Origin of the sequence: Micromonospora palythoicola, assembly GCF_036689795.1 — a bacterium.
GTDB classification, from domain to species: domain Bacteria; phylum Actinomycetota; class Actinomycetes; order Mycobacteriales; family Micromonosporaceae; genus Micromonospora; species Micromonospora palythoicola.
Genome location: NZ_JBAGKI010000001.1, coordinates 90,652 through 114,860, shown reverse-complemented (window position 1 = coordinate 114,860; position 24,209 = coordinate 90,652). Strand labels below are relative to the sequence as shown.

Genomic DNA, 24,209 nt, shown 5'->3' with positions numbered 1-24,209 from the left:
CTCACTCGAAGCTTTGTTTTCGACGAGTGTCACGGTGATGAACTGCGAAGCGCTCCCCGGCCGTACCAGCCCTCGAACACACGGGTGTGAGGACGGGAGAAACAGGTGAAGCTGCAGCGGAAGCACGTGCTGGCGGCGGGGGTGGCGGTGATCGCCGCGGCGACGGTGGCGGTCGGCACCGGACTCGGGTTCGCGGACAGCGCACCGACCCGGCAGAGCGTCTGCGCCGGGTCGATCACGTTCTCGGCCGAGGCGGGCGACCCGGCCGCCACCAGCAACCAGTTCCCCGTCGGTACCCGGCTGCGGGTGACGAACCTGGACAACGACAGATCGGCGGAGGTGACCGTCGTCGGCCCGTCGGGCAGTTGCGTGCTGCTCAACGCCGCCGCGATGGAACTCGTCCGGGAGCCCGGCAAGAACGTGATCCGACGCAACGTGGTCGAGCGGATCGGCGACGTCGCCGCGCAGCCGGGCGCGGGACGGCCGGGCGTGATCGGCGACCGACCCGGCTCGGCCTCACCGCCGGCGGCCCGTCCGGTGGCCGGGTCGGCCTGTCGGGGCGCGATCACCTTCTTCGAGGAGGCCGCCGCACCGGCCGCGACGAGTGACCGCTTCCCGGTGGGCACCCGGTTGCGGGTGACCAACCTGGACAACGACCGGGCGACCACGGTCACCGTGACCGGTCCCTCGGGCAGCTGCGTGCTGCTGAACTCCGCCGCGATGGAGCAGATCCGGGAGCCGGGCAAGAACCTGGTGCGCAACAACGTCGTCGAGGTGCTGGGCTGACGCCCGGACCGAGGCCGGGTTACCGGCCGGCGTCATGTCCGCCGCGTCGACCGCGCTGACCGGTATGGGGCGCTGACCGGCGGCGTCACCAACCGCCGTCGTCGCGTACCCGGGCCGGGGCGCGGCCGAGCAGCAGGGTGGTGAGCGCGGCGTCGATGTCGATCCCGAGAAACCACTCGCCGGCCTGGTCCAGCGCGAAGATCCGGCCCAGTTCGTCGGCCGCGACGATGCTGTGCCGGCTCTCGGTGCCGATCGGGTGCATCCGGGTGCCGACGACCGCCGCGAAGTCCCGCAGCGACTCGGCGGTCCGGGCGACCTGGCGGGGGTCGATGTCGAAGCGCGAGATCCACACCTGTTCACCGGGCCCGCGCCGTTGGCTGCGCAGGCGCGGAAGGGCACCGACGGCGGCGAGCCCGTGGGCCCGGCCGGCAGCCGCGCCGACCTGGTGGCCCGCTGGGCCCAGCGCGGCCACGCCAGCGGGGTGCGGCCGCCAGCCGGCGGCGACCAGCGCCTGCGCCACCTGCGGAGGAAACCGGCCGGGCACCGCGGCGGGGGCCGGTTCCGGGAACCAGGGCGTGGTGTGGGCCCGTTCGGCGCCGGCCAGGACGTTGAACTCCACGAGCATGTTCAGGCAGGAGTCACAGGGCCGCTCGGCTGGCCCACCGTGCGGATCGCCCGGCTCGCGTACCTGGAACACCTCGAGGCGAGCCGACGTCAGCAGCTCCTTCGCGTCGCCCATGCTCAGGGCGGTGATGCCCTCGGCGGTGCGGCCCTGGTCGAACTTGTACAGGACGTCGGAAACCGCCACGAACTCCGCGTGCCGGGTCGCCCCGCGCACCAGATGGCCGGTGGGCTGGCTGTCGAGGTACGCCCGGACCAGCGGGTGATGGTTGAGTTCCACGTCCCCCTTGACGCCCTGCGCGGTGACGATCCGTCGCTCGACGCTGAGGCGCGCGGTCGTGGTCGGCGTCGGCGACCGGTGGATCTCGCGCAGCAACTGGCCGGCCGGGTCCACGGTGCGCGGAGCTGGCCGGCCGGTGGCCCGGCTGCGCCGGTAGAGCCGGGCCACCACGTCCGGCGACACCCTCGGCCAGGTGCTCACCTCACCGGTCCGCTTGTCGACCACAGTGGTGGGTAGATCGCCGGCAAGCGGGGTGACCTGTGTGGACATTGTGGACGTGATGACGTAGCCAAGGTCGAACTCGGTGACCGCGGGTCGGCACTCGTGCCCCAGGCGCACCGAGTCGCGGCGGGCCCATACCGCGGCGAGCTGTTCGGCCTGTTCGCGGTCGATCACACCCGGTAACCTATCGGACTCCGTCGTTGCGTGGCGCTGCGTGCGGTGGAGCCTACCGAACGTGAGGTGAGCGGTCGTCCTGCCGCGCCGAACGGCGCGAGCGACGGCGGCTGTGGGCCTCGACGGGGCGCAATACGCTCGGGCGATGGCGGAGCGGAAGAAGAAGGGCGGCGATTCCCGGCTCTGGTACTGGCCATCGGGGATGCTACTGGGCGTGGTGCTCGGTGTGGTGGCCCTGGACGGCGCCGCCGGCATCGGCGTCGGAATCGCCCTCGGCATCGCGATTGCGCTGGCGCTGAGCGCGGCGGACCGGGAGGACGAAGCGGACGACACCGACGGGTCGGGCCCGGACAAGGGACCCGACCAGGCGTCCTGAGCGACCGCACACTGCTGCTCAGACGTGGTGCGGCGCACATGCGGGGTGCTCGATGGCCAGCCGAGGTCGGGGCCCGGTAGTAGCCTGACCGGCGTTCCCCCGTCGGGGGAGGAACGGTGGTTGATCATGTCGGTACGTCGGCACACGGCGCGGATCGCGGCGGTCTGCGTGTTCCTGGGCGCCTTGGTGGCGCTCGGTGGCGCACCCGCGCACGCCGACGAGGACCGGGTGCGGGTGCGTTCGGCGGGCAGCTTCACCGCGGGCCGTTCCGCCGCGGGCGTGACCGTCGAGGTGCGCAAGCGCACCGACGGGTGCGTGCGGGTACGCACCGCGCTCGGACTGAGCCTGCCCGGCGTACGGGCCGACCAGGTGGCGGTGCAGGCCAACGTGGGCGGTCGCTGGGTGCCGGTGGGTGTCTCGGGCGCGGCGGGACTCGTCACCACCGAACCGGTCGCCCCGGCCCGGGACGAGCTCTGCAAGGGCAAGGGTCTGGCGATGCGGTACCGGGTCGCCTTCGCCGCGACGGCCCCCAATGGCCGACTGGTGGTGACCGGCGAGGCGACCACGGCGCGGGGCGCCGTGCTGGGTCGGGCCGCCGCGTCGTCACGGGTGGTCGGGGGGCGCGCCCCGGCGTCGTCCTCCCCGTCGCCCACGCCGTCGCCGTCGCCGAGCACCCAGCCAACAGAGGAGCCGACCGCCGAGGCCACGCCCAGCGTGGCGCTGGCCGCCGAGACGACCGACGACCTCACCCAGACCGAGAGCGATTCCTCCGGCGGGTCGCCGGTGATGTACTTCGGCATCGCCATGGTCGCCGCCGGTGCGCTGCTCATCGGCCTGTTGGTCTACCGCTCCCGGAAGGATCGCAAGGACCGTGGGCGACCGGCCGACGGATTCGAGACCCTGCCGCCGCGCAACCCGGGCGGCACCACCTACCGGTCCGGCGGCGGTCAGGGTGCCGCACCGGTCCCACCGGTCCCGCCGGGTCCGGGCAGCGTGCCGCCGGTGCCGCCCGGCCAGGCGTACGGTGCGAGTCGGCCCGCCACGCCTCGGATCTACGGCGGCACCCCGGCACCCCGCCCGGCCGGCGGTCTGTACGGTGGCCGGCCGGCCGACCCGAGTGACGCGACCCGGCCTGCCGACCCGGTCGAACCGACCCGCCCGGTCCCGCCCGGCACCTCCGCCCGCGCGGCGGTGCCGTCGGCGCGTACCGTTCCGCCCACCTCCGCCCCGCCGGCCCCGCCGACTCCCGGCCCGGTCGCGCCGATCCCGGGTCATCCGCCCGCACCGATCCCGGGCCCGGCCGGGCCGACCTCCGGTCCGCCGGCCGCTCCGCCCGCCGGCCGGCCGACCGGGCCGATCGTCGTGCCCCCGGTCGAGCCCGGCGAGGGCAGGGTGCCCGGGCAGCCGGACGGTTCATCGGGGGCCGGCAAGGGCGACGAGCCGGAGTACGGGCGCGGGCTCGGCGGCTGAGCCGGGGTGGGTGCCTCCGCTCCGATACGCTCAGGTTCGTTGACGACCCGCAGGCGAGGAGTGGAACCGGTGTCTGATCTGTCCCGGATCGTGAAGGCGTACGACGTCCGTGGGACGGTGCCGGACCAGTGGGACGAGCGTGTCGCCGGCGCGCTCGGTGTCGCCTTCGCCCAGGTGCTCGACGCCGCCGGTGACCCGGGGCGGGCGGTGCTGATCGGGCACGACATGCGGGCCTCGGGGCCCGGGCTGGCCGCCGCCTTCGCCGCCGGGCTACGCGCCGAGGGCCGCCCGGTCATCGAGATCGGGCTCGCCTCGACCGACATGGTCTACTACGCCTCCGGCGCGCTGGGGCTGCCCGGGGCGATGTTCACCGCCAGCCACAACCCGGCTCAGTACAACGGCATCAAGCTCTGTCACGCGGGTGCCCGCCCGGTCGGGCAGGACAGCGGGCTGGCCGAGATCCGCGACCGGGCCCAGGCCCTGCTCGACAAGGACGAGCCGCTCGGCGAGCCGACCGCACCGACGCAGCGGCGCGACCTGCTGCCCGACTACGCGGCACACCTGCGCACGCTCGTCGACCTCTCCGGAATCCGGCCGTTGACCGTGGTGGTCGACGCCGGCAACGGAATGGGCGGGCACACCGTGCCGAGTGTGCTCGGCGACGCCGTCCTGCCGGCTCTGCCGCTGCGGATCGTGCCGTTGTACTTCGAGCTGGACGGGACGTTCCCCAACCACGAGGCCAACCCGCTGGATCCGGCCAACCTGGTCGACCTGCAGCGCGCGGTGGTGGCGCACGGCGCGGACATCGGTCTGGCGTTCGACGGGGACGCCGACCGCTGCTTCGTGGTCGACGAGCGCGGCGAACCGGTCTCCCCGTCGGCGATCACGGCGTTGGTGGCGGCTCGGGAGTTGGCCAAGCACCCGGGGTCGACGGTGATCCACAACCTGATCACCTCCAGCGCGGTGCCGGAGATCATTCGGGAGCACGGCGGTGAGCCGGTGGTGGCCCGGGTGGGTCACTCCTTCATCAAGGCCGAGATGGCGCGCACCAACGCGGTCTTCGGCGGGGAGCACTCGGCGCACTACTACTTCCGGGACTTCTGGTTCGCCGACACCGGGATGCTGGCCGCGATGCACACCCTGGCGGCGCTCGGCGAGCAGCCGCTGCCGCTGTCCACGCTGGCCGCCGAGTACGAGCGGTACGTCGCCTCGGGTGAGATCAACTCGACGGTGGCGGACCAGGCGGCCAAGGTGGCCGAGGTGCGTGCCGCGTACCCGGACGCCGACGCCGACGAGATGGACGGTCTCACCCTGCGCTTTGCCGACGGGGCGTGGTTCAACCTGCGCGCCTCGAACACCGAGCCGCTGCTGCGGCTCAACGTCGAGGCACCGACCGCCGAGCGGATGACCGCGCTGCGCGACGAGGTGCTCGACCGGGTTCGCCGATAAGATCGCTCGCGCCGGTCGGCACCCCCGACCGGTGAAGCCGCACACGTGGAAGGAGCCGCGCAGTGGCCCTCGACCCGCAGTTGCTGGAAATCCTCGCCTGCCCGGACACACACCATGCCCCGCTGACCTACGACGCGCCGGCCCAGACGTTGACGTGCACCGAGTGTGGCCGGATCTTCGAGGTCCGCGACGACGTGCCGGTGCTGCTGCTGGACGAGGCGCGCGTCCCCGCGGAGGGATCGTGATCGACGGGACGGCCGGCGTCAGCGGACACCGCAACGCCGACGAACGACTGCTCGACGACCCGCAGGCCCTCGCCGAGCGCGATCCGGGCGGCATGCTGCGCCACACCGCCTCGGCGGGCGCGCAGGTACGCGAGTCGGCCGCCCTGGCCGCCGAGGCCAACCTCTCCGTACTCGCCGACGACGGACGTCCCCGGGCGGTCGTGATCGCCGGCATCGGCACCGCCGGACGCACCGGCGACGTGCTGGCCACGGTCGCCGGGCCGCGGTGCCCGGTACCGGTGATCGCGCACCGCCTCGCCGGCGTACCCGGCTGGGTCGGCGCGGCCGACGTGGTGATCGCGGTCAGCGCCTCCGGTCGCAGCCCGGAGGCACTGGGCGCGGCCGAGGCCGCCCACCGACGGGGTGCCCGGCTGGTCGCGGTGGGCCCGGCGGACTCGCAACTGCACTCGGTCGCCGAGCGGGCCCGCGCCCCGTTCATCCCGGTGCCCCGGCGGGCACCCGCCCGGGCCAGCCTCTGGGGGCTGACCGTGCCGGTACTGCTCGCCGCCCGGGCCCTCGGCCTGGTCAAGGTCAACGAGGCGGACCTGGCGGAGACGGCGGCCCGGCTCGACGCCGACGCGGACCGCAGTCGCCCGACCGCGGAGTCCTTCGTCAACCCGGCGAAGTCCCTCGCCCTCGGGTTGGCCGGGTCGATCCCGATCGTGTGGGGCTCGTCGCCGCTGGCGGCGGTCGCCGCCCGCCGCTTCGGTGACACCCTGTCGGCCAACGCCCGGTATCCGGTGGTCACCGGTGCGCTCGGCGAGGCCGGTCGGGGTCGGGTCGGGCTGCTCGACGGCGTCTTCGGGGGGCTGGCCGAGGGAGAGCGGGACATCTTCGCCGATCCCGACGAGTCGGACGGCGAGGGCACCCGACTGCGGCTGGTGCTGCTGCGCGACGGTGGCCTGAACGCCGAGGACGACGCCGACGAGCCGCTCGCCGTCGAGGAGCGGCGCGCGGACGCGGTGCAGACCCTCGCCGAGCGGCGGGGCGTACGGTGCGACGTGGTCACCGCCGAGGGCGGCTCGGCGCTGGAGCGGCTGGCCTCGCTGGTGGCGGTGCCGGACTTCGCGTCGATCTACCTGGCCCTGGCGCACGGCCTCGACCCGATGGCGGTCCCGGCGATCACCGAGATGAAGGAACTGGCCAACCAGTGAGCACACAGGGTGGCACCAAGGCGATCATCGCCGCACTGCTCGCCAACGTCGGTATCGCCGTGACGAAGTTCGTGGCCTACCTGTTGACGAGTTCGTCGTCGATGCTCGCCGAGTCCATCCACTCGGTCGCCGACTCGGGCAACCAGGCCCTGCTGCTGCTCGGTGGCAAGCGGGCCCGCCGGGCCGCCACCCCGGAACACCCCTTCGGCTACGGCCGGGAGCGCTACGTCTACGCGTTCATCGTCTCGATCGTGCTGTTCAGCCTGGGTGGTCTGTTCGCGCTCTACGAGGCGTGGCACAAGTGGTCCGACCCGCACGGCATCACCAGCTGGCACTGGGTGCCGGTGACCGTGCTGCTCGCGGCGATCGTGATGGAGTCGTTCTCCTTCCGTACCGCCGTCCGGGAGTCGAACCTGGTCCGGGGCGGCGAGTCCTGGACCAGGTTCATCCGCCGGTCGAAGGCGCCGGAGCTGCCGGTGGTCCTGCTGGAGGATCTCGGCGCGCTTGTCGGCCTGGTCTTCGCCCTGTTCGGGGTGGGCATGACCCTGGCCACCGGTAACGGCCGGTGGGACGCGGCCGGCACCGCGATGATCGGTCTGCTGCTGGTGACCATCGCGATCGTGCTGGCCGTGGAGACCAAGAGCCTGCTGCTGGGTGAGGGGGCGGAGCCCGCGGACGTCTCGGCCATCGAGCGGGCGGTCACGGCCGGTCCCGAGGTGGAGCGGATCATCCATATGAAGACCCTCTACCTCGGTCCGGAGGAGCTGATGGTGGCCGCGAAGATCGCGGTGCCGCGGTGCGACAGCGCCGAGGAGGTCGCCCGGGGCATCGACGCGGTGGAGCGGCGGATCCGGGCCGCCGTGCCGGTCGCCCGGGTCATCTACCTCGAACCGGACATCTACCGGAGCACCGCCGGTCCCGCCACCGCGTCCGGACGCGGTGGGAGCTGACCGGTGGAACCGCTGCACGGGCCGATCAAGGACTACGCCTGGGGTTCCCGATCGGCGATCGCCGAACTTCAGGGGCGGCCGGTGCCGAGCGCGGCGCCCGAGGCGGAGCTGTGGCTTGGCGCGCATCCGGGTGCGCCGGCCGCCGTCGAGCGCGACGGCGGGCGGATTCCGCTCACCGAGGTGCTCGCCGCCGAGCCGGTCCGGTGGCTCGGCCGGCCGGTGCTCGACCGGTTCGGGCTCCGGCTGCCGTTCCTGCTCAAGGTGCTGGCCGCGGCGGCTCCGCTGAGTCTCCAGGCCCATCCGGACGCCGAGCAGGCGCGGGTGGGTCACGCCGCCGAGCAGGCCCGTTCCGGCGGGCACCGCAACTACGTCGACCCGTTCCACAAGCCGGAGCTGCTGGTGGCGCTCGGGCCGATGGAGGCGCTGTGCGGGTTCCGGGATCCCGCCGCCTCGGCGCGGGCGCTCGCCGCACTGGGCGTACCGCAGCTGCGGCCGGTGCTCGACGCGTTGGCCGCCGGGCCGGCGGGGCTGGCCGAGGCCGTACGCCGGCTGTTGGAGTGGCCGACGGCGGAGCGTGCCGGGCTGGTGGCGGCGGCCCGGGCGGCGCAGGGCCCGGACGCGGACCTGGTGGCCCGGTTGGCCGAGGCGTACCCGGCAGATCCGGGAGTGCTGGTGGCGTTGCTGCTCAACCGGGTGCGGCTGGCGGCCGGTGAGGCGATCTGGATGCCGGCCGGGAACCTGCACGCGTACCTGCGGGGTACCGGCGTGGAGGTGATGGCCGCCAGCGACAACGTGCTGCGGGGCGGCTTGACCCCGAAGCACGTGGACGTCGCCGAACTGCTGCGGGTGCTCCGGTTCGAGGTGCTCGACCGGCCGGTTGTCGCACCGCAGGAGGTCGCCGACGGGGTGCTGACCTGGCCGGTGCCGGTGGACGACTTCGCGTTGCACCGGGTGACCGTCGGTGGTGGCCGACGCGAGGTGACGTTGGCGGTGCCGGGTCCCCGGGTGGTGCTGTGCACCGGTGGCCGGGTCACGGTGACCGACGGGGTGGCGCCGGTGACCCTCGGGTCCGGTCGAGCCGCGGTCGGCCCGGCGGCGGGTGGTTCACTCACGGTCACCGGTGCGGGTGAGACGTACATCGCCTCGACCGGGCAGGTCTGAACCTTCCCTGCGCTCGGCGGGCGACCGACCACCGACCAACAAGTCCGAATTTCCCGAAATGGCTTGACTCGACTCTTGCTCAGTGTGACTCTATGGGTGCGTAGCGTTATCGCGACGATGGTCCGAGAACGCGCGGGGGAACCAAACCGGGGGGATGCACGGGGCGGGCGGAGTTGGACGGCACACGTCCACACCGGCCGCCCCGTGCGCTGTCCGTCACCACCCCGACCGCGTGTCGTGAACGCGCGTAAGGTGGGAGGTTGCGCAGCACCATCGTCCGACAGGAGCTTTCATGACCAGCACCCTCCCGGCGTCCGCAAGCGGCACGTCGTCCGAGGCCCGGCCGCGTACTGTCGCCGAGGGCGACTTCAAGGTGGCGGATCTCTCGCTCGCCGAGTTCGGGCGCAAGGAGATCCGTCTCGCCGAGCACGAGATGCCCGGTCTGATGGCGATCCGGCGCGAGTTCGCCGACGCGCAGCCGCTAGCGGGAGCGCGGATCACCGGGTCGCTGCACATGACGATCCAGACCGCCGTGCTGATCGAGACCCTGGTGGCACTCGGCGCGCAGGTCCGCTGGGCGTCGTGCAACATCTTCTCCACCCAGGACCACGCCGCCGCCGCGGTCGTGGTCGGCCCGCAGGGCACCGCCGACGCCCCGTCCGGTGTCCCGGTGTACGCCTGGAAGGGCGAGACCCTCGAGGAGTACTGGTGGTGCACCGAGCAGGTGCTCGACTGGCCCGACGGGGACGGCCCGAACATGATCCTGGACGACGGTGGCGACGCCACGCTGCTCGTCCACAAGGGCGCCGAGTTCGAGAAGGCCGGAGCCGTGCCGCCGGTCGAGTCCGCCGACTCCGAGGAGTACGCGGTCATCCTCGGCCTGCTGCACCGCTCGCTGGCCGCGAGCGGCCAGCGGTGGACGCGGATCGCCGCCGGCATCAAGGGCGTCACCGAGGAGACCACCACCGGCGTGCACCGGCTCTACGAGATGCACCGCGCCGGCACGTTGCTCTTCCCGGCGATCAACGTCAACGACTCGGTGACCAAGAGCAAGTTCGACAACAAGTACGGCTGCCGCCACTCGCTGATCGACGGCATCAACCGGGCCACCGACACGCTCATCGGCGGCAAGATGGCCGTCGTGTTCGGCTACGGCGACGTCGGCAAGGGCTGCGCCGAGTCGCTGCGCGGCCAGGGCGCCCGGGTCGTGGTGACCGAGGTCGACCCGATCTGCGCGCTCCAGGCGGCGATGGACGGCTACCAGGTCGCCACCCTGGACGACGTGGTCGAGACCGCCGACATCTTCATCACCGCCACCGGCTGCTACGACGTCATCACGAACGAGCACATGGCCCGGATGAAGCACCAGGCCATCGTCGGCAACATCGGCCACTTCGACAACGAGATCGACATGGCCGGTCTGGCCAAGCGTTCGGATGTCACCCGGGAGAACATCAAGCCGCAGGTCGACCTCTGGAAGTTCGACGACGGTCACGCGATCATCGTGCTCTCCGAGGGTCGCCTGCTGAACCTGGGCAACGCCACCGGCCACCCCAGCTTCGTCATGTCGAACTCGTTCGCCAACCAGACGATCGCCCAGATCGAGCTGTACACCAAGACCGACGAGTACCCGATCGGCGTGTACGTGCTGCCCAAGCACCTCGACGAGAAGGTCGCCCGGCTGCACCTGGACGCGCTCGGCGCCAAGCTGACCACGCTGTCCAAGGAGCAGGCCGCCTACCTCGGCGTCGCCGTGGAAGGCCCGTTCAAGCCGGACCACTACCGCTACTGAGCATCGCGTCACCTCCGGGGCCGACCGCCGTGGCCGGCCCCGGAGGGCGGCCGTGCGGTCGCGGTGCCGCACCGACCGGCATGGCGCGTGCCGGTCGCCAGGCGGGGTGGGCGCGGTCAGCGCGGACGTTGCCGGGTGGGGCGGACCCAGGTCCAGACACACCAGACCAGCCAGGCCACCGAGACCAGCGCCGCGAGGGTGCGCAGCCGCAGCGCGCTGAGCAGCAGCACCACCGCGAGCACCGCCAGCCACGGCACGAAAGCCCTCATCCTGACCTCCCAGGTCGATCGTCGGACGGTGCACCCGGCAACTGCGGCCACAACGCCTCGGTGAGCGCGCGTTCGCCGGCGAGCAGGCGACGGGCCCGTCGATGCCGCTCGGCGATGACGGCGGCCAGGTACATCACCTCCGGCCGGCCGGCCGGAGGTGGCGGGCTGGTCACCGCGGCGACCTGCCACCACAGCAGCCGGGCCAGTTCGCCGCGCGCTGGCTGGCTGAACCCGTGGGCCCGGGCCAGGTACTGCCGTACGGCCAGCGCCAGCTCCGCGTCCAACCGGCTCAGGTCCACCGAGTACGCCCAGCCGGCCAGTTCCGGCACCATCGCCGGGACCGAGCGCCATCTCGTCGCGGTCCGGGTGTGCACCACCAGGGTGCCCGCCGCCAGGTCGCCCAGTCGCCGGCCACGGGCGTCGCTGAGCATCACGGTCAGCCCGACCGCCCAGGACAGCAGCGGCAGCACCAGACCCGGCCACTCCACGGCGACCCCGACCAGTGCCCGGGTCAGCGACTGCCGGAACCCGACGGGGGCGCCGTCGAGGCTGACCACCCGCAGCCCGACCGCCGCCTTGCCCGGCGTCCGGCCGTCGTTGAACCGTTCGCAGAGCACCGGATAGCCGACCAGCAGCAGGACCAGCCCGATGGTGAGCAGGGCGCGTTCCATCGCCGCGTCGAGCACCCCGTACGGCAGGGCGGCCAGCACCAGCCCGGTCAGCGCGGCGAGCAGCAGCCCGGCGACCAGCTGCACGAGCACGTCGATCAGGAGGGCGAGCGCCCGGGAGCCGATCCGCGCGGCCCGCACGTCCAGCTCGACCGCCTCGCCGCTGACCAGCCCGGCGTCACCCCAGCCCGGGATGGTCCACGCTCGTGCCGCTGTGCTCACCCCGACAGTGAACACTATGATCGCGCGGTCGGAGGTGGCCGGTGGATGTCGACGCGTACGTCGCGGAGCACGGCGGGCAGTGGCGTCGGCTGAACCAGCTCTGTGGTCAGCCACGGCTCGACGCGGCCGAGGTCGACGAGCTGGTCGCGCTCTACCAGCGGGTCACCACCCAACTGTCGGTGCTGCGTAGCCGCTCGCCGGACCCGGCGCTGGTCAGCGAGCTGTCCCAGCTGGTGCTCCGGGCGCGGGCGCGGCTCACCGGTCGGTCCCGACCGTCCTGGACGGCCGTACGACGATTCCTGCTGGCCGACCTGCCCGGTGCGATCTGGCGGGCGGCGCCGTGGTGGTGTGCGGTGGCGACCGCCTTCACCCTGCTCACCTTCACCCTGATGTGGTTCGTGGCGGACAACCCGGAGACGGCGGCGGCATTCATCGGCGACGACGAGGCCGCCAACCTGGTCGAGTCCGGCTTCGCCGGCTACTACACCGAGTTCTCCGCGCCGACGTTCGCCTTCCACCTGTGGACGCACAACGCCTGGCTTGCGGCGAAGTGCCTGGCGGCGGGGGTGTTGATCGTGCCCGTCGGCTACCTGCTGTGGCAGAACGCGATGAACATCGGCGTGGTCGGTGGGGTGATGGTCTCCTATGGCCGCGCGGACGTCTTCTTCGGTCTGATCACCCCGCACGGGTTGCTGGAGCTGACCGGGGTGTTCGTCGCCGCCGGGGTCGGACTGCGTATCGGGTGGGCGTGGATCGCACCGCCGGAGCAGTTGACCCGGGGGCAGGCGGTGGCCCGGGCGGGACGCGACGGCGTGCTGGTCGCCGTGGGCCTGGTCGCCCTCTTCGCCGTCGCGGCACTGATCGAGGCCTTCATCACCCCCGCCCCCCTGCCGACCCCCCTCCGCATCGCCATAGGCGTCACCGCCTGGCTCGCCTTCCTCGCCTACCCCCTCACCCTCGCCCCCCGCCCCACCCACCCCCCGGACCCCCCGGATTCTCCGCGTTGATCATGAGGTTAGCGGCAGTATTGGAGATCAACTTTGCCGCTAACCTCATGATCAACGGGGTGTCGGCGGGGGTGGGAGGGGGTGGGGGGTGGGGGGTGGGGGTGGGTTAGAGGAGGGCTTGGGATTTTAGGGTCAGGTAGGTGTCGGCCAGGGCGGGGGCCAGGTGGGTCGCGGGGGCGTCCACCACTGTGACGTGGTGGCGGGTGAGCGCCTGGGCGAGGCGGTCGCGTTCGGCGAGCGTGCGCCAGGCGGCGGCAGCGGCGTAGGCGTCCGCCGGACGTCGCGGGGGTACGGCGGTGAGCCGGGCCAGTACCGGGTCCTGCGCCGCGGCCACCACCACCCGGTGCCGGGCGGCCAGCCGGGGCAGCACCGGCAACAAACCCTCACCGAGCGCGCCGGGTTCCAGGGCGGTGAGCAGCACCACCAGGCTGCGCGGGCGGTGCCGCCGGAGCAGTTCGCCCGCGATCAGCCGGAAATCGGTCTCCACCAGCGCGGGTTGCAGCGGGGCCAGCGCGTGCGCCAACCGGCTCCACTGCCCCGGCCGTTCGGCACCACCCACCGAGGCCCGGGTGGCGGCATCGGCGGCGAGCACGTCCACCCGGTCACCCGCCCGTGCCGCCAACGCGGTGAGCAGCAGCGCCGCCTCGATCGCGGCGTCCAGCCGTGGCTCGTCGCCCACCCGTACCGCCGAGGTGCGCCCGGTGTCCAGCACGCAGATCAACCGCCGGTCCCGTTCCGGGCGCCAGGTACGCACCAGCACCTCGGCCCGCCGGGCGCTGGCTCGCCAGTCGATGGAGCGCACGTCGTCGCCGGACACGTACTCCCGCAGCGCGTCGAACTCGGTCCCCGGCCCGCGTCCCCGGCCGAGTTGCGTGCCGTCGATGACGCGCAGCCGCGACAGCCGTTCCGGCAGGTGCCGGCGCGAGTCGAAGCGGGGCAGCACCCGTACCGTCCACGGTGGCGTGCCGGGCCGGCCACCCCGCTGCCGGTACGCCAACCCGAGCGGGCCCAGCGTGCGGACGGTCAGGGCCACGGCGGGTCGGTCGCCCCGGCGGGTGGGAGTGAGGTGGGTGGGCAGCGCGAGCACCGCACCGGGTGCGGCCCGCACCACCCGGGTCGGTGGCACCTCCGGCCGGGCCCCGGCCGACGGCACCCAGGCGTCACGTACCCGCGCCCGCAGCGGCCGGCCGGAGCCGTTGCGCAGGTACAGCGTGACGGTGGCGGTACCACCGAGCCGTACCGCCCGCTCGCCGGTCCGTTCGGCGGTCAGCGCCCGCAGCGGCGCGGCGAGCGCGAGGTCGAGCCCGACCAGCAGCAGCACCACGCCGACCATCACCGCCACCCCGACGAAGGGTGCCGGCCACCACGGCAGGGTCAGCGCCCCTGCCGCCAGCAGCGCCGCCACCCGCCAGGTCATCGCGGAGTCGGCACGGTGGCCAGCACCGTGTCCAGGACCGGGTCCACCCCGACACCCTCGAGCTCGGCCTCCGGCCGCAGGCGCAGCCGGTGCCGCAGGGTCGGTCGCGCCATCGCCTTGACGTCGTCGGGCACCACGTGATCGCGTCCGTTCAGCCACGCCCATGCCTTCGCGGTGCCGAGCAGGGCCGTCGCACCGCGCGGCGAGGCGCCCAGCTCCAGCGCGGGGGTGGCGCGCGTGGCCCGGCACAGGTCGACGACGTAGCCGAGCAGCGGTTCGGCGACGTGCACCCGCCCCACCGCCGCGCGTGCCGCGGCGAGGTCGGCCGCGTCCGCCACCGGGCGTACGCCGGCGGCGGTCAGCTCCCGGGGATCGAAACCGGCGTGGTGGGCCCGGAGCACCCCCAGTTCCTCGTCCCGGCTGGGCAGCGGCACGGTGAGTTTGAGCAGGAAACGGTCCAGCTGGGCCTCCGGCAGCGGGTAGGTGCCCTCGTACTCGACCGGATTCTGGGTGGCGGCGACGATGAACGGGTCGGGCAGGACGCGCTGCTCGCCCTCGACGGTGACCTGCCGCTCCTCCATCACCTCCAGGAGTGCCGACTGGGTCTTCGGCGGGGTGCGGTTGATCTCGTCGGCGAGCAGCAGGTTGGTGAACACCGGCCCCTCGCGGAAGGTGAACGCCGCGGTCCGCGCGTCGAAGACCATCGAACCGGTGACGTCGCCGGGCATCAGGTCGGGGGTGAACTGCACCCGCCGCGAGCCCAGATCCAGTGCGGCGGCCACGGTACGCACCAGCAGCGTCTTGGCGACCCCGGGCACCCCCTCCAGCAGCACGTGACCACGGCAGAGCAGCGCGACGATCAGCCCGGTGACCACACCCTCCTGCCCCACGACCGCCTTGGCCACCTCGGCGCGGAGCCGGTGCAGCGCGGCCCGACTGGGATCGGCGGCGAGCGGGTCCACGGTCATCGCGGGTCGGGTCACCGGGGGTCTCCTTCGGATCGGGGCTTCGGCAGTCGGGGCTGGGCCGGTGGGTCGGTGACGGGCCGCGCGGGGCTGGACTCGCCGGCACGCGCCACGCGGTCCAGGTCACCGGCCAGCTCCAGCAGGTCCCGGTCGGTTCGCGGCGCGTCGCCGTAGAGCAGCTCGTGGATGGCGTCGGGTCGGTCGCCGGTGCCGGCGGCGACCGTGGCGGCGAGAGTGGCCGGTGGTGCCTCGGCCGGCAGGTGCACGCGTCGTGCCAGTCGGGCGAGCGTCGCGGTCCGGAGCACTCGGGCGGTGCTCTCCCGGGCGCGTGCCCGCTGGTAGAGCCGTCCCCGGCCGAGAACCGTCTCGGCGGCGGGCACGGACACCGGCAGCGGCTCCGGCGTGGGCGGGCCGAGACGCCGGGCCCGACCGATGGCGACAAGCAGAGCCGCCAGGCCGAGTTGCAGCAGCAGCGCCCAGAACCACGCGGGGAAGGCCGACCAGAGCGGGTTGGGCTCTCCGGCGGAGTCCCGTCCTTCGGGACCGGCCGCCTCACCGTCCGGACGGCCGCCCGGTGCCGTCTCGCCGTCGCCGCCGCTGTCCGGCTCCTCCGGGTCACCGCGCTCGTCGAGGTCGGCGTCGCGGTCCGGCAGTGGCCGGGTCGGCGCGGGACTGGGTTCGGGTGGCGGCGGTGCCGGGCCGTCCAGGTCGAGCCAGACCACCCGGCCGGAGGTGGCGAGCAGTCCGGTGGCGAAGGCCAGGTTGTCCAATTCGTCGATCCGACCGTTGCGGAACGGGTCGCTGGCACCCACCACCACGCTCTCGGCGGCTCCGGGCAGGCGGGCCAGGCCGCCGCCGTAGCAGAGATCGACACTGTCCGGAGGGCCGGTCGGTGCGTACCGCTGGCGGGCGACGGCGGCGGTGGCGGCGGGCGGGACCTCGGCCAGTGGGCAGGGCCGGTCGACGCCGTGCGGTGACACGGCCCGGGCCGCCCACCGCCGGCCCGCCGGGCGCAGCGGCAGTCCGGCGGCGGCCAGCACCCGCCTGGGCGGGTCGACAAGCACCAGCCGGGTGCCGCCGGGCAGCAGGCCCAGGTAGCTGACGGTGCGCGGGTGCAGCAGCTCGGGTGCCGGGACGAACAGGGTGGCCGGGCCGGGCCGGGTGGCCAGCAACGCCCGGACCGTGTCGGTCTCCCGCTGCACCAGCACCCCGCGCTCACCCAGGCTCGCGGCGAGCCGGCTGCCACCGTGGTCACCGGACGCCACGGGGGAGAGGAAGCCCCGGTCGGTCTGGTCCGGCTGGTCGATCTCCCGGGTGACCAGGGTGACGACGATCAGCAGCAACCCCACCAGCGGCGGGACGATGATCCGGTGGCGGCGACCCCGTGTGCTCACCGGTCGTCGTCCTTCCTGGGCGGGGCCTCGGCGAGCAGTTCTCCCAGCCGAGCGGCGTGGTCACGCATCCGGTGATCGTGTTCGGCGGTGGCCGGGCGTTGCGCGTACCACACCTCCGAGAAGATGCCGGCGGCGGCGGTCAGTGGCGGCCCGGCCGGTGGATGGTTGGTGGCCGCGTCGGTGACCACCTCGGCGACGGTCATGCCGGGCCGGACCCGCACCACGTCGCGGTCGGTGAGCTGGTGGAGCATGACGTGCAGCCGCTCGCGGACCGCCTCGTCGTAGCGGCCCTCGGCGGCCAGCCGGTCGGCCACCGGGATGGTGGCGACCGGACCGGCGGGCGGCGGTGCGGCGACGGTCGTCGGCGGTGCGGCCTCGGGTTTCCCGCTACCGGCACCGGTGCGTCGGCGTCGGCGCGGCCGGGGCAGTCGGCGGGGCAGCCAGCTGGGGAAGGTGTACCAGGCCGTCGCGGTGAGCGCCGTGACCAGCACCAGCAGCAGCGCGGCCAGCGGCAGCGGCAGCTGATCGCCGAGAGCGGCGATGGTCTCGGTCCACCACCGGCTGAAGCTCATCCGCCGACCGCCAGCAGTTCCGGGGTACGCGCGGCGCCGGGCGCGCGGGAGAGCCGGATGTCCAGACCCTCGGTGCGGATCCGGGTCTCCAGGTGCAGGACCGCGTCCAGGCAGGCCAGCGCGGCGTAGGCGACCGCGTTCACGGCCGCCCAGACCAGCATCGCCACGGCACCGGCCCAGCCCTCGGTGGTCAGGCCGAGCGTGGTCAGGCCGGTGAACGTCCCCCAGCCGAGCCCGACCCGGATGATCCACCAGACGAGATAGCCCAGTACCCGCAGCGCGGCGGCCCGCCCACCCACCCGTACCGCGAGCGCGGCGGAGCGGTTGATCGCGCGTACCGGCGCGACCCGGTCGACCACGAGTGCCGGCGCCACCGCCCCCAGCAGGGCGAATCCGACGAACCAGGCGGGGCCGAGCAGGGCCGCCAGCAGCATGACCGCGCCGACCGCGGGGGCGAGCAGGACGGTGGCGCCCCAGCGGCCACCGGGGCCCCACGCGTCGGCGGCGGTGGACCGGCGACCGACCAGCGCCCGGGCGGCGGCGCGGGCGGCCGGATTGCCGAGCAGCATAATGATCATCACCTCGGTCGCCGCGCCCAGGGCGAGCAGGAACCAGAAGGTGCCGAGATCGTCCGCGTCGGACACCCACCACAGCGGCGCGGTGGCACGCACGGCGCTCCGCAGGGGCAGCAGCACGAGCTGTTCGGCGGCGGCCAGCACGGCGGCGACGGGAAGCAGGACCGGCGCCTGGCCGCGGAGCAGCAGCACCGCGGAGTCGAGCAGTTCGCCGGTGGTCAGCGGGCGGCCGGGGAGTACGACGGTCGGGCCGGTGTCGGGCACGCGTACTCCTGGGAGGCGGTGATGGTGGCGCGCTGGGGCGCACCCGGGGATCATGTTGACACGCGCGGTCGCCCTGGGTGCAGACCCGCCCCCGGGGTGGCACGTGCGGGCGGTACAACCGAGCGGTGCTGGGCACGGCCCACCTGACGGCAGTAGCGTGCGGGTGACGCCGAGCCCACCGAACTGACGGGATGGAACCATTAACCCCATGAGAGCCCGGGTACTGGTGGTCGACGACGACCCCGCGCTCGCCGAGATGCTCGGCATCGTGCTGCGCAGCGAAGGCTTCATGCCCTCGTTCGTGGCCGACGGGGAACGGGCATTGGCCGCGTTCCGCGACAGTCGGCCCGATATCGTCCTGCTTGACCTGATGCTGCCCGGAATGAGCGGTATCGACGTGGCGCGGGCGATCCGGGGCGAGTCCGGAGTGCCGATCGTGATGTTGACCGCCAAGAGCGACACGGTCGACGTCGTCCTCGGTCTGGAGTCCGGTGCCGACGACTACGTGGTCAAGCCGTTCAAGCCGAAGGAACTGGTGGCCCGGATGCGGGCGCGGTTGCGCCGGGGCGAGGACGCCGCGCCGGAACTGCTCACCATCGGCCCGCCCGGCAACCAGATCGCCATCGACGTGCCGGCGCACACCGTCAGCCGCAACGGCGAGGAGGTGAAGCTGACGCCGCTGGAGTTCGACCTGCTGGTCGCGCTCGCCCGCAAACCGCGTCAGGTCTTCACCCGCGAGGTGCTGCTGGAGCAGGTCTGGGGGTACCGGCACGCGGCGGACACCCGGCTGGTCAACGTGCACGTGCAGCGACTACGTGCCAAGATCGAGCCGGATCCGGAGCGACCCGAAATCATCCTCACCGTTCGCGGCGTGGGCTACAAGGCGGGTACCGGATAGCCTTGGTCGCACTGTGGCCACCTCCCCGACCCCCGATCTCGATCCGACCTCCCGCCGACAGGGCGCCGGGTGGGAGTTGTGGCGTGGGGTGAGAGGCCGACTGGCCCGATCACTGGCGAGGCTGCACCAGACCTGGCGTCGCTCGTTGCAGGTGCGGGTGGTGACCATCACGTTGGTGACGTCCAGCCTGCTGGTCGGCGGCTTCGCCTACCTGATCGCCGACAAGATCACGAGCATCCTGCTGGACAACGCCAAGACCGACGTCCAGTTGCGGGTGCTCAACGGCGCGGAGTACGCGGCCAAGCAGTTCAGCCTCTACAGCCAGCCTCAGGAGGCTCAGCTCCAGGAGACGATCGACGGCACGGTCAACTACCTGGCCGGTGGCGACCCCCAGCAGAACAGCGGCGTGGTGGTGGCCCTCACCGCGGACAACTGGCCCGGCGTGATCGAGCCGCGCACCTCACCCTCGGCTAACGTCCGGCCGCTGATCAGCGCCGAGCTGCGTGCCGCGGTGGCCGACGGCAACGTGGCCAACCAGATCCGTACCGGCCGGCTCACCGGGGACGCCGAGACGAAGTACCTCGTCTACGGCTCGCCGGTGCCGACCCGGTTCGGTCAGGTGGAGCTGTACTACTTCGTGCCGCTGACCCTGCAGGACACCACGGCCACACAGGCGCGGGCCACCGTGGTGGCCACCGGAGTCGCCCTGGTGCTGCTGCTCGGCCTGCTCGCCGCGCTGGTGACCCGCCTGGTGGTGATCCCGGTACGGGTCGCCGCCCGGACCGCCCAGCGACTCTCGGCCGGCCTGCTCGACCAGCGGATGGCCGTCAACGGTGAGGACGACCTGGCGCTGCTCGCGGCCTCGTTCAACCAGATGGCCACCAACCTGCAACGGCAGATCCTGCGACTGGAGGAGATGTCCCGACTGCAACGCCGGTTCACCTCCGACGTGTCGCACGAACTGCGGACCCCGCTGACCACGGTACGGATGGCCGCTGACCTGATCTTCGCCGAACGTGACGAGTTCGATCCGGCGGTGGCGCGCAGTGCCGAGCTGCTCCAGGCCGAGCTGGACCGCTTCGAGGAACTGCTGACCGACCTGCTGGAGATCAGCCGGTTCGACGCGGGTTTCGCGGTGCTCGACGCCGAGCCGACCGACCTGGTGCCGGTGGTCCACCGGGTGGCCGACCGGCTGACCGGGCTGGCCGAGCGGGTAGGGGTGGCCATCGAACTGGACGTCCCGGCCGCCCCGGTGATCGCCGAGATCGACCCCCGCCGGGTGGAACGGGTGCTGCGCAACCTGGTCGGCAACGCCGTCGAGCACGGCGAGGGACGGCCGGTGCGGATCACGCTGGGCGTGGACGAGACCGCCGTCGCGCTGACCGTGCGTGACCACGGTGTCGGGCTCAAGCCGGGCGAGGAGAAGCTGGTCTTCAACCGGTTCTGGCGGGCCGACCCGTCGCGGGCGCGGCAGACCGGCGGGACCGGCCTGGGCCTGTCGATCAGCCTGGAGGACGCCCGACTGCACGGCGGTTGGCTGGAGGCGTGGGGCGCCCCGGGACAGGGCGCCCAGTTCCGGCTCACCCTGCCGGCGCGGGCCGGTGACCGGCTGACCACCTCGCCGCTGCGGCTGGTGCCGGCCGACGCCACGCTGCCGTTCGGCGGCGCGCCCGCAGGCGGACTGCTGGCCATCGGACCGGGGCCGGCCGGCACGCTGGCCATCGGCCCGGCACCCGAGGCGTCGCCGTCGGCCGAGCAGCGGCGCGCGGAGGTGGGCTCGTGAGACGACGGTTGCTGACCGGGGCCCTCGGTGGCGTCCTGGTGCTGGGCGTTGCCGCCGGCTGCGGCATCCCCGACCGCAGCGCGGTGCAGATCGAGCAGCGTGGGCCGGCCGCGGAGACGAACTGGTCGCTGGGCCGCGGCACCGAACCGCCGACGCGGGAGGCCAGCGGCAGCGACGCCGAGGCGTTCGTGCGCAACTTCCTGGCTGCGGCGGCCGGCGAGCCCGACCGGGCGTACGAGCGGGTCACCCGGTTCATCGCGACCTCCGAGCGCGACCGGCTGCCGGACAAGCAGGGCAGCGAGGTGGCGCTGTCGGTGGTGCGGCTCACCGACGACCCGGTGATCGAACCGGACGTGGACAGCATGAAGGTGACCATCAGCGTGCAGCAGGTCGGCCTGCTGCGGGCCAACGGGATGCTGGTGCCGCCGGTGGCCACCGATTCGACGTACGAGTTCCGGCTGGTCAGCGCCGGTCCGACCGGAGAGGACGACGCCGGGTACTACGTCAGCGACCCGCCGAACGTGCTGCTGCTCAGCGACGACGCGCTGCGCCGGTACTACCAGGCGGAGGCGATCTACTTCTGGAACTCCGACCGCACCCAGCTCGTGCCCGACCAGCGGTACCTCTCCTCGGCCGTGCCACCGGAGCGGCGGGTGAGCGAGGTGATCCGGTGGTTGACCGCCGGCCCCTCGGACTGGCTGCGGATCGGTGTCGCCGGCCTGCCCGACCGCACCGAAATGATCAACAATGCCACCGGCTCGGACGGCCGGTGGGAGGTCAACCTCGACATGCCGGGCGCCGACGAGCAGCGACTGGAGCAGCTCGCCACCCAGTTGGCGTGGTCCCTGCGGGAGTTGCACGGCACCGTCGAGGTCAAGATCCTCAACCAGTCCCGCAAGGTGGTCGACCTCGCGGAGCAGCGCAGGCTGAATCCCCTGGACCCGGTCGAGGTCAACGCCCGGCGGTACTGCGTCTACGAGGGGGCCATCCACGCGCTGACCGTGGTCGGCGAGGCCGCCGGCTCGGTGCCGCTGGCAGCCGAGGTGAACCACGACATCGTCTCCGCCGGGCTGCGTCGCATCGACAACGACGTCCTGGTCGCCGCCGTGGTGGCCGGTGCGGACGGGCGGCAGCGACTGGCCGTCGGCCGCGGTGGTGGCGTGGTGGAAACCCTCACCACCGGCACCAGCAGGTACGCCGCGATGAGCCGCCCGGTCTGGATCCGCAGCGACGGTGCCCGGCCGGCCGGCCTGGTGGTGGCCGACGGCCGGCTCTACCGCTTCGACAGTCAGGCGACGACGCGGCAGGTTCAGCTCGGCCTGCCGGGCCGGGTCACCGCGGTGGCGGCCGCCCTGGACGGGCACCGGCTCGCGCTGATCGTCGACGGCACGCTGCACGTCGCCGCGATCAACTGGGAGGGTGAGGTGCCCACCGTGGGCCCGGCCCGGCGGTTGGTCAGCTCGCTGAGCGACGCCACCGCGGTGGACTGGTCGGCGGCGAACCTTCTGCTGGTGGCCGGCTCGGCCGGGCGTCCGGCGATCTACGACGTGAGCGTGGACGGTGCGCTGGAGACTCCGCTGCGGGAGGACACCGGCAGCCAGGTCGATCACCTCGCCGCGTACCCCGCCATCGCCGAGCGCTCCCCGCTGGCCGGCTCGTTCATGTACGAGGCGAACGGGGTCGCGTACCGCAGCAACCCGTTCGACCGGATCAATCGGGACCAGGTCCAGGACGTGACGCCGCCGCCGGCGGGTGTGCGTCCGGGCAACCCCACCGCACCCGTCTTCCTGTACTGAGTGCCGTGACCGGGGGGCTCTGGGCTGACCTGGCCGACCTGGTGCTGCCCACCGAGTGCGCCGGCTGCCGGCAACGCCGACCGGGGCTGCGGCACGGGGTCTGCCCGGACTGCGTCACCGCGCTGCGGGTGCTGCGCCCGGTTCCGGTGCGGCCGGTCCCGGCCCCGCCGGAGCTGCCGCCCTGCCACGCCCTGGGCGAGTACGGCGGGCCGCTGCGGGAGATGCTGCTGGCGTACAAGGATCACGGCCGGCACGGTCTGGCCCGGCCACTCGGTGCGCTGCTCGCCGAGGTCGTCGCCGCGGCGGTCGGTGCGGCGGGTCCGGTGCTGCTGGTGCCGGTGCCGGACACCCCGACGGCGGCCCGGGCCCGCTACGGAGATCACCTGGGCCGGCTGACCCGGCACTGCGCCCGTCGGCTGCGGGCCGCGGGCTGGCCGGTGCGGGTGCACCACGCGGTACGCGCCGCGCCCCGACCGGACTCGGTGACGCTGGACAGCGCCGGGCGCGCGGCGGCGGCCACGTCCGCCTTCCGGGCCCGGTCGGGCCGCTTTCCGGCGGCCGCCGGGTCGAGGGTGGTCCTGCTGGACGACATCGTCACCACCGGAGCGACCCTCGCGGCGGTCAGTCGGGTGCTGACCGGGCGCGGGCTGCCGCCGTACGGTGCGGCGGTGCTGGCCGCGACCCGGAAAAGGCACCAACAGTGACCGATCGTGTTTCCGTTTCACCCCTTCGTGTATGAGGTGTGGAAATTCTCGGGCCGGTCTTGGCGACCGGGGGTGACTGTCGGCCTAACAGGAGTTAGCGTTTGGCTGTCGGGGGTAGGAAGGCCATCCCACCCACCCCCGGCGGTGAGAGGAGGCGTAGCCGCATTGACCGGTCGACGCCGAATGGGGCCGTCCCCCGGGCGTGACCGGATTTCCGGATCGAAGACCGTCCGAACGAGGGAGGTCACGTGGACATCGTGGTCAAGGGCCGTAACGTCGAGGTGCCGGACCATTACCGGGTGCACGTAGCAGACAAGCTCGCGAAGATCGAACGCTACGACCACAAGCTCATTCGTGTCGATGTCGAGTTGTTCCACGAGCGCAATCCGCGCCAGGCCGATCACTGCCAGCGGGTGGAAATCACCTGCTATTCCCGTGGCCCGGTGATCCGGGCCGAGGCCTGCACCAGCGACTTCTACAGCGCGCTGGACTCGGCGATCGCCAAGCTCGACTCCCGGCTGCGGCGCGCGGCCGACCGGCGTCGGGTACACCGCGGCCGGCACGCGCCGCTCTCGGTCGCCGCCGCGACCGCCGGCCTGCCGGTGACCGACCTGCCCGCGCTGTCCGCCCCCGCGGAGACCAGCAGCGCCGCCGCGCAGAACGGCAGCGCCACCGCGGTGGCCGAGCGGCCCGAGGAGGAGTACGCCGACGACCAGCCGTGGCACATCGCCCGGGAGAAGGTGCACCCCGCCGAGCCGATGACCATCGACGACGCCCTGTTCCAGATGGAACTGGTGGGCCACGACTTCTATCTCTTCCAGGACAAGGAATCCGGCCGGCCGAGTGTGGTCTACCGGCGGCACGCCTACGACTACGGCATCATCTCGCTGGACATCTGAGCGTCACGGCGGCTCGGGCCGGCACTCGCCGGGCCGGGCCGCCGACCCTCGGTCGGG

At 73.3% G+C, this 24,209-nt stretch carries 23 protein-coding genes; 15 read left to right on the top strand and 8 right to left on the bottom strand.

Features of this window, described 5'->3' with window-relative positions; genetic code table 11:
- Positions 1-105 precede the first annotated feature (105 nt).
- A complete protein-coding gene (locus tag V5O40_RS00480) occupies positions 106-786 on the top strand; it encodes a hypothetical protein (RefSeq protein WP_332903559.1) in 681 nt (226 codons plus the stop codon).
- A gap of 85 nt (positions 787-871) precedes the next feature.
- Here V5O40_RS00480 and V5O40_RS00475 read toward each other — a convergent pair whose 3' ends face one another.
- A complete protein-coding gene (locus V5O40_RS00475; RefSeq protein WP_332903558.1) occupies positions 872-2,083 on the bottom strand; it encodes an SUKH-3 domain-containing protein in 1,212 nt (403 codons plus the stop codon).
- Between the two features lie 145 nt (positions 2,084-2,228).
- Between V5O40_RS00475 and V5O40_RS00470 the strand changes: the two genes are divergently transcribed.
- The 8 genes from V5O40_RS00470 (at position 2,229) to ahcY (ending at position 10,719) form a co-directional block, all read left to right on the top strand.
- Complete coding sequence (locus V5O40_RS00470) at positions 2,229-2,459, top strand: hypothetical protein (RefSeq protein ID WP_332903557.1); 231 nt, start codon at positions 2,229-2,231, stop codon at positions 2,457-2,459.
- A gap of 126 nt (positions 2,460-2,585) precedes the next feature.
- The gene (locus tag V5O40_RS00465) at positions 2,586-3,929 is read left to right on the top strand and encodes a hypothetical protein (RefSeq protein ID WP_332903556.1); all 1,344 of its coding nucleotides are present in this window, start codon (positions 2,586-2,588) and stop codon (positions 3,927-3,929) included.
- Between the two features lie 69 nt (positions 3,930-3,998).
- A complete protein-coding gene (locus V5O40_RS00460; RefSeq protein ID WP_332903555.1) occupies positions 3,999-5,378 on the top strand; it encodes a phosphomannomutase/phosphoglucomutase in 1,380 nt (459 codons plus the stop codon).
- Positions 5,379-5,440: 62 nt separating this feature from the next.
- Entirely contained in the window at positions 5,441-5,623 is a 183-nt protein-coding gene (locus V5O40_RS00455; protein ID WP_164446020.1) for a Trm112 family protein, read from the top strand.
- On the top strand, positions 5,620-6,816 hold the full coding sequence (locus tag V5O40_RS00450) for an SIS domain-containing protein (RefSeq protein WP_099847458.1): 1,197 nt from the start codon (positions 5,620-5,622) through the stop codon (positions 6,814-6,816). Before V5O40_RS00455 ends, V5O40_RS00450 begins: the two co-directional genes overlap by 4 nt.
- Positions 6,813-7,766 (top strand): cation diffusion facilitator family transporter, encoded by a 954-nt coding sequence (locus tag V5O40_RS00445; protein ID WP_332903554.1) that lies wholly within the window; start codon positions 6,813-6,815, stop codon positions 7,764-7,766. The genes V5O40_RS00450 and V5O40_RS00445 overlap by 4 nt, the downstream gene beginning before the upstream one ends.
- Positions 7,767-7,769: 3 nt before the next feature.
- Positions 7,770-8,927: a mannose-6-phosphate isomerase, class I gene (manA, locus tag V5O40_RS00440; RefSeq protein ID WP_332903553.1), complete on the top strand. Its 1,158-nt coding sequence runs from the start codon at positions 7,770-7,772 to the stop codon at positions 8,925-8,927.
- 292 nt (positions 8,928-9,219) lie between these two features.
- Positions 9,220-10,719: an adenosylhomocysteinase gene (gene ahcY, locus V5O40_RS00435; protein ID WP_332903552.1), complete on the top strand. Its 1,500-nt coding sequence runs from the start codon at positions 9,220-9,222 to the stop codon at positions 10,717-10,719.
- A 116-nt stretch (positions 10,720-10,835) separates the two neighbouring features.
- Here the strand turns inward: ahcY and V5O40_RS00430 are convergent, their stop codons facing one another.
- Both V5O40_RS00430 and V5O40_RS00425 read right to left on the bottom strand, forming a co-directional pair.
- Positions 10,836-10,988 (bottom strand): hypothetical protein, encoded by a 153-nt coding sequence (locus V5O40_RS00430; RefSeq protein WP_332903551.1) that lies wholly within the window; start codon positions 10,986-10,988, stop codon positions 10,836-10,838.
- Positions 10,985-11,878, bottom strand: a complete 894-nt coding sequence (locus V5O40_RS00425) for an RDD family protein (RefSeq protein WP_332903550.1) — start codon at positions 11,876-11,878, stop codon at positions 10,985-10,987. Before V5O40_RS00425 ends, V5O40_RS00430 begins: the two co-directional genes overlap by 4 nt.
- Before the next feature lie 41 nt (positions 11,879-11,919).
- Here V5O40_RS00425 and V5O40_RS00420 point away from each other — a divergent pair, with 41 nt between their 5' ends.
- On the top strand, positions 11,920-12,885 hold the full coding sequence (locus tag V5O40_RS00420; protein ID WP_332903549.1) for a stage II sporulation protein M: 966 nt from the start codon (positions 11,920-11,922) through the stop codon (positions 12,883-12,885).
- A 106-nt stretch (positions 12,886-12,991) separates the two neighbouring features.
- On the opposite strand, the gene V5O40_RS00415 is transcribed toward V5O40_RS00420, so the two are convergent.
- Genes V5O40_RS00415 through V5O40_RS00395 form a run of 5 tightly spaced genes read right to left on the bottom strand, consistent with a single transcriptional unit; the run spans position 12,992 to position 18,072 of the window.
- Complete coding sequence (locus V5O40_RS00415) at positions 12,992-14,302, bottom strand: DUF58 domain-containing protein (protein ID WP_332903548.1); 1,311 nt, start codon at positions 14,300-14,302, stop codon at positions 12,992-12,994.
- On the bottom strand, positions 14,299-15,270 hold the full coding sequence (locus V5O40_RS00410) for an AAA family ATPase (RefSeq protein ID WP_332903655.1): 972 nt from the start codon (positions 15,268-15,270) through the stop codon (positions 14,299-14,301). The genes V5O40_RS00415 and V5O40_RS00410 overlap by 4 nt, the downstream gene beginning before the upstream one ends.
- Before the next feature lie 11 nt (positions 15,271-15,281).
- Complete coding sequence (locus tag V5O40_RS00405; RefSeq protein WP_332903547.1) at positions 15,282-16,661, bottom strand: DUF4350 domain-containing protein; 1,380 nt, start codon at positions 16,659-16,661, stop codon at positions 15,282-15,284.
- Entirely contained in the window at positions 16,658-17,233 is a 576-nt protein-coding gene (locus V5O40_RS00400; protein WP_332903546.1) for a DUF4129 domain-containing protein, read from the bottom strand. The genes V5O40_RS00405 and V5O40_RS00400 overlap by 4 nt, the downstream gene beginning before the upstream one ends.
- Positions 17,230-18,072, bottom strand: a complete 843-nt coding sequence (locus tag V5O40_RS00395; RefSeq protein ID WP_332903545.1) for a hypothetical protein — start codon at positions 18,070-18,072, stop codon at positions 17,230-17,232. Before V5O40_RS00395 ends, V5O40_RS00400 begins: the two co-directional genes overlap by 4 nt.
- 208 nt (positions 18,073-18,280) lie before the next feature.
- On the opposite strand from V5O40_RS00395, the gene mtrA reads away from it, so the two are divergent.
- The 5 genes from mtrA to hpf all read left to right on the top strand — a co-directional run bounded on the left by mtrA (position 18,281) and on the right by hpf (position 24,152).
- Positions 18,281-18,970 carry an MtrAB system response regulator MtrA gene (gene mtrA / locus V5O40_RS00390; protein ID WP_164449927.1) on the top strand — a complete coding sequence of 230 codons (690 nt, stop codon included), beginning with the start codon at positions 18,281-18,283 and terminating at the stop codon, positions 18,968-18,970.
- A 13-nt stretch (positions 18,971-18,983) separates the two neighbouring features.
- On the top strand, positions 18,984-20,753 hold the full coding sequence (mtrB, locus tag V5O40_RS00385) for an MtrAB system histidine kinase MtrB (protein ID WP_332903544.1): 1,770 nt from the start codon (positions 18,984-18,986) through the stop codon (positions 20,751-20,753).
- Positions 20,750-22,549 carry an LpqB family beta-propeller domain-containing protein gene (locus tag V5O40_RS00380; protein ID WP_332903543.1) on the top strand — a complete coding sequence of 600 codons (1,800 nt, stop codon included), beginning with the start codon at positions 20,750-20,752 and terminating at the stop codon, positions 22,547-22,549. The genes mtrB and V5O40_RS00380 overlap by 4 nt, the downstream gene beginning before the upstream one ends.
- Positions 22,550-22,590: 41 nt before the next feature.
- A complete protein-coding gene (locus V5O40_RS00375; protein ID WP_332903654.1) occupies positions 22,591-23,253 on the top strand; it encodes a ComF family protein in 663 nt (220 codons plus the stop codon).
- A 248-nt stretch (positions 23,254-23,501) separates the two neighbouring features.
- Positions 23,502-24,152 carry a ribosome hibernation-promoting factor, HPF/YfiA family gene (hpf, locus tag V5O40_RS00370; RefSeq protein WP_332903542.1) on the top strand — a complete coding sequence of 217 codons (651 nt, stop codon included), beginning with the start codon at positions 23,502-23,504 and terminating at the stop codon, positions 24,150-24,152.
- Positions 24,153-24,209 lie beyond the last annotated feature (57 nt).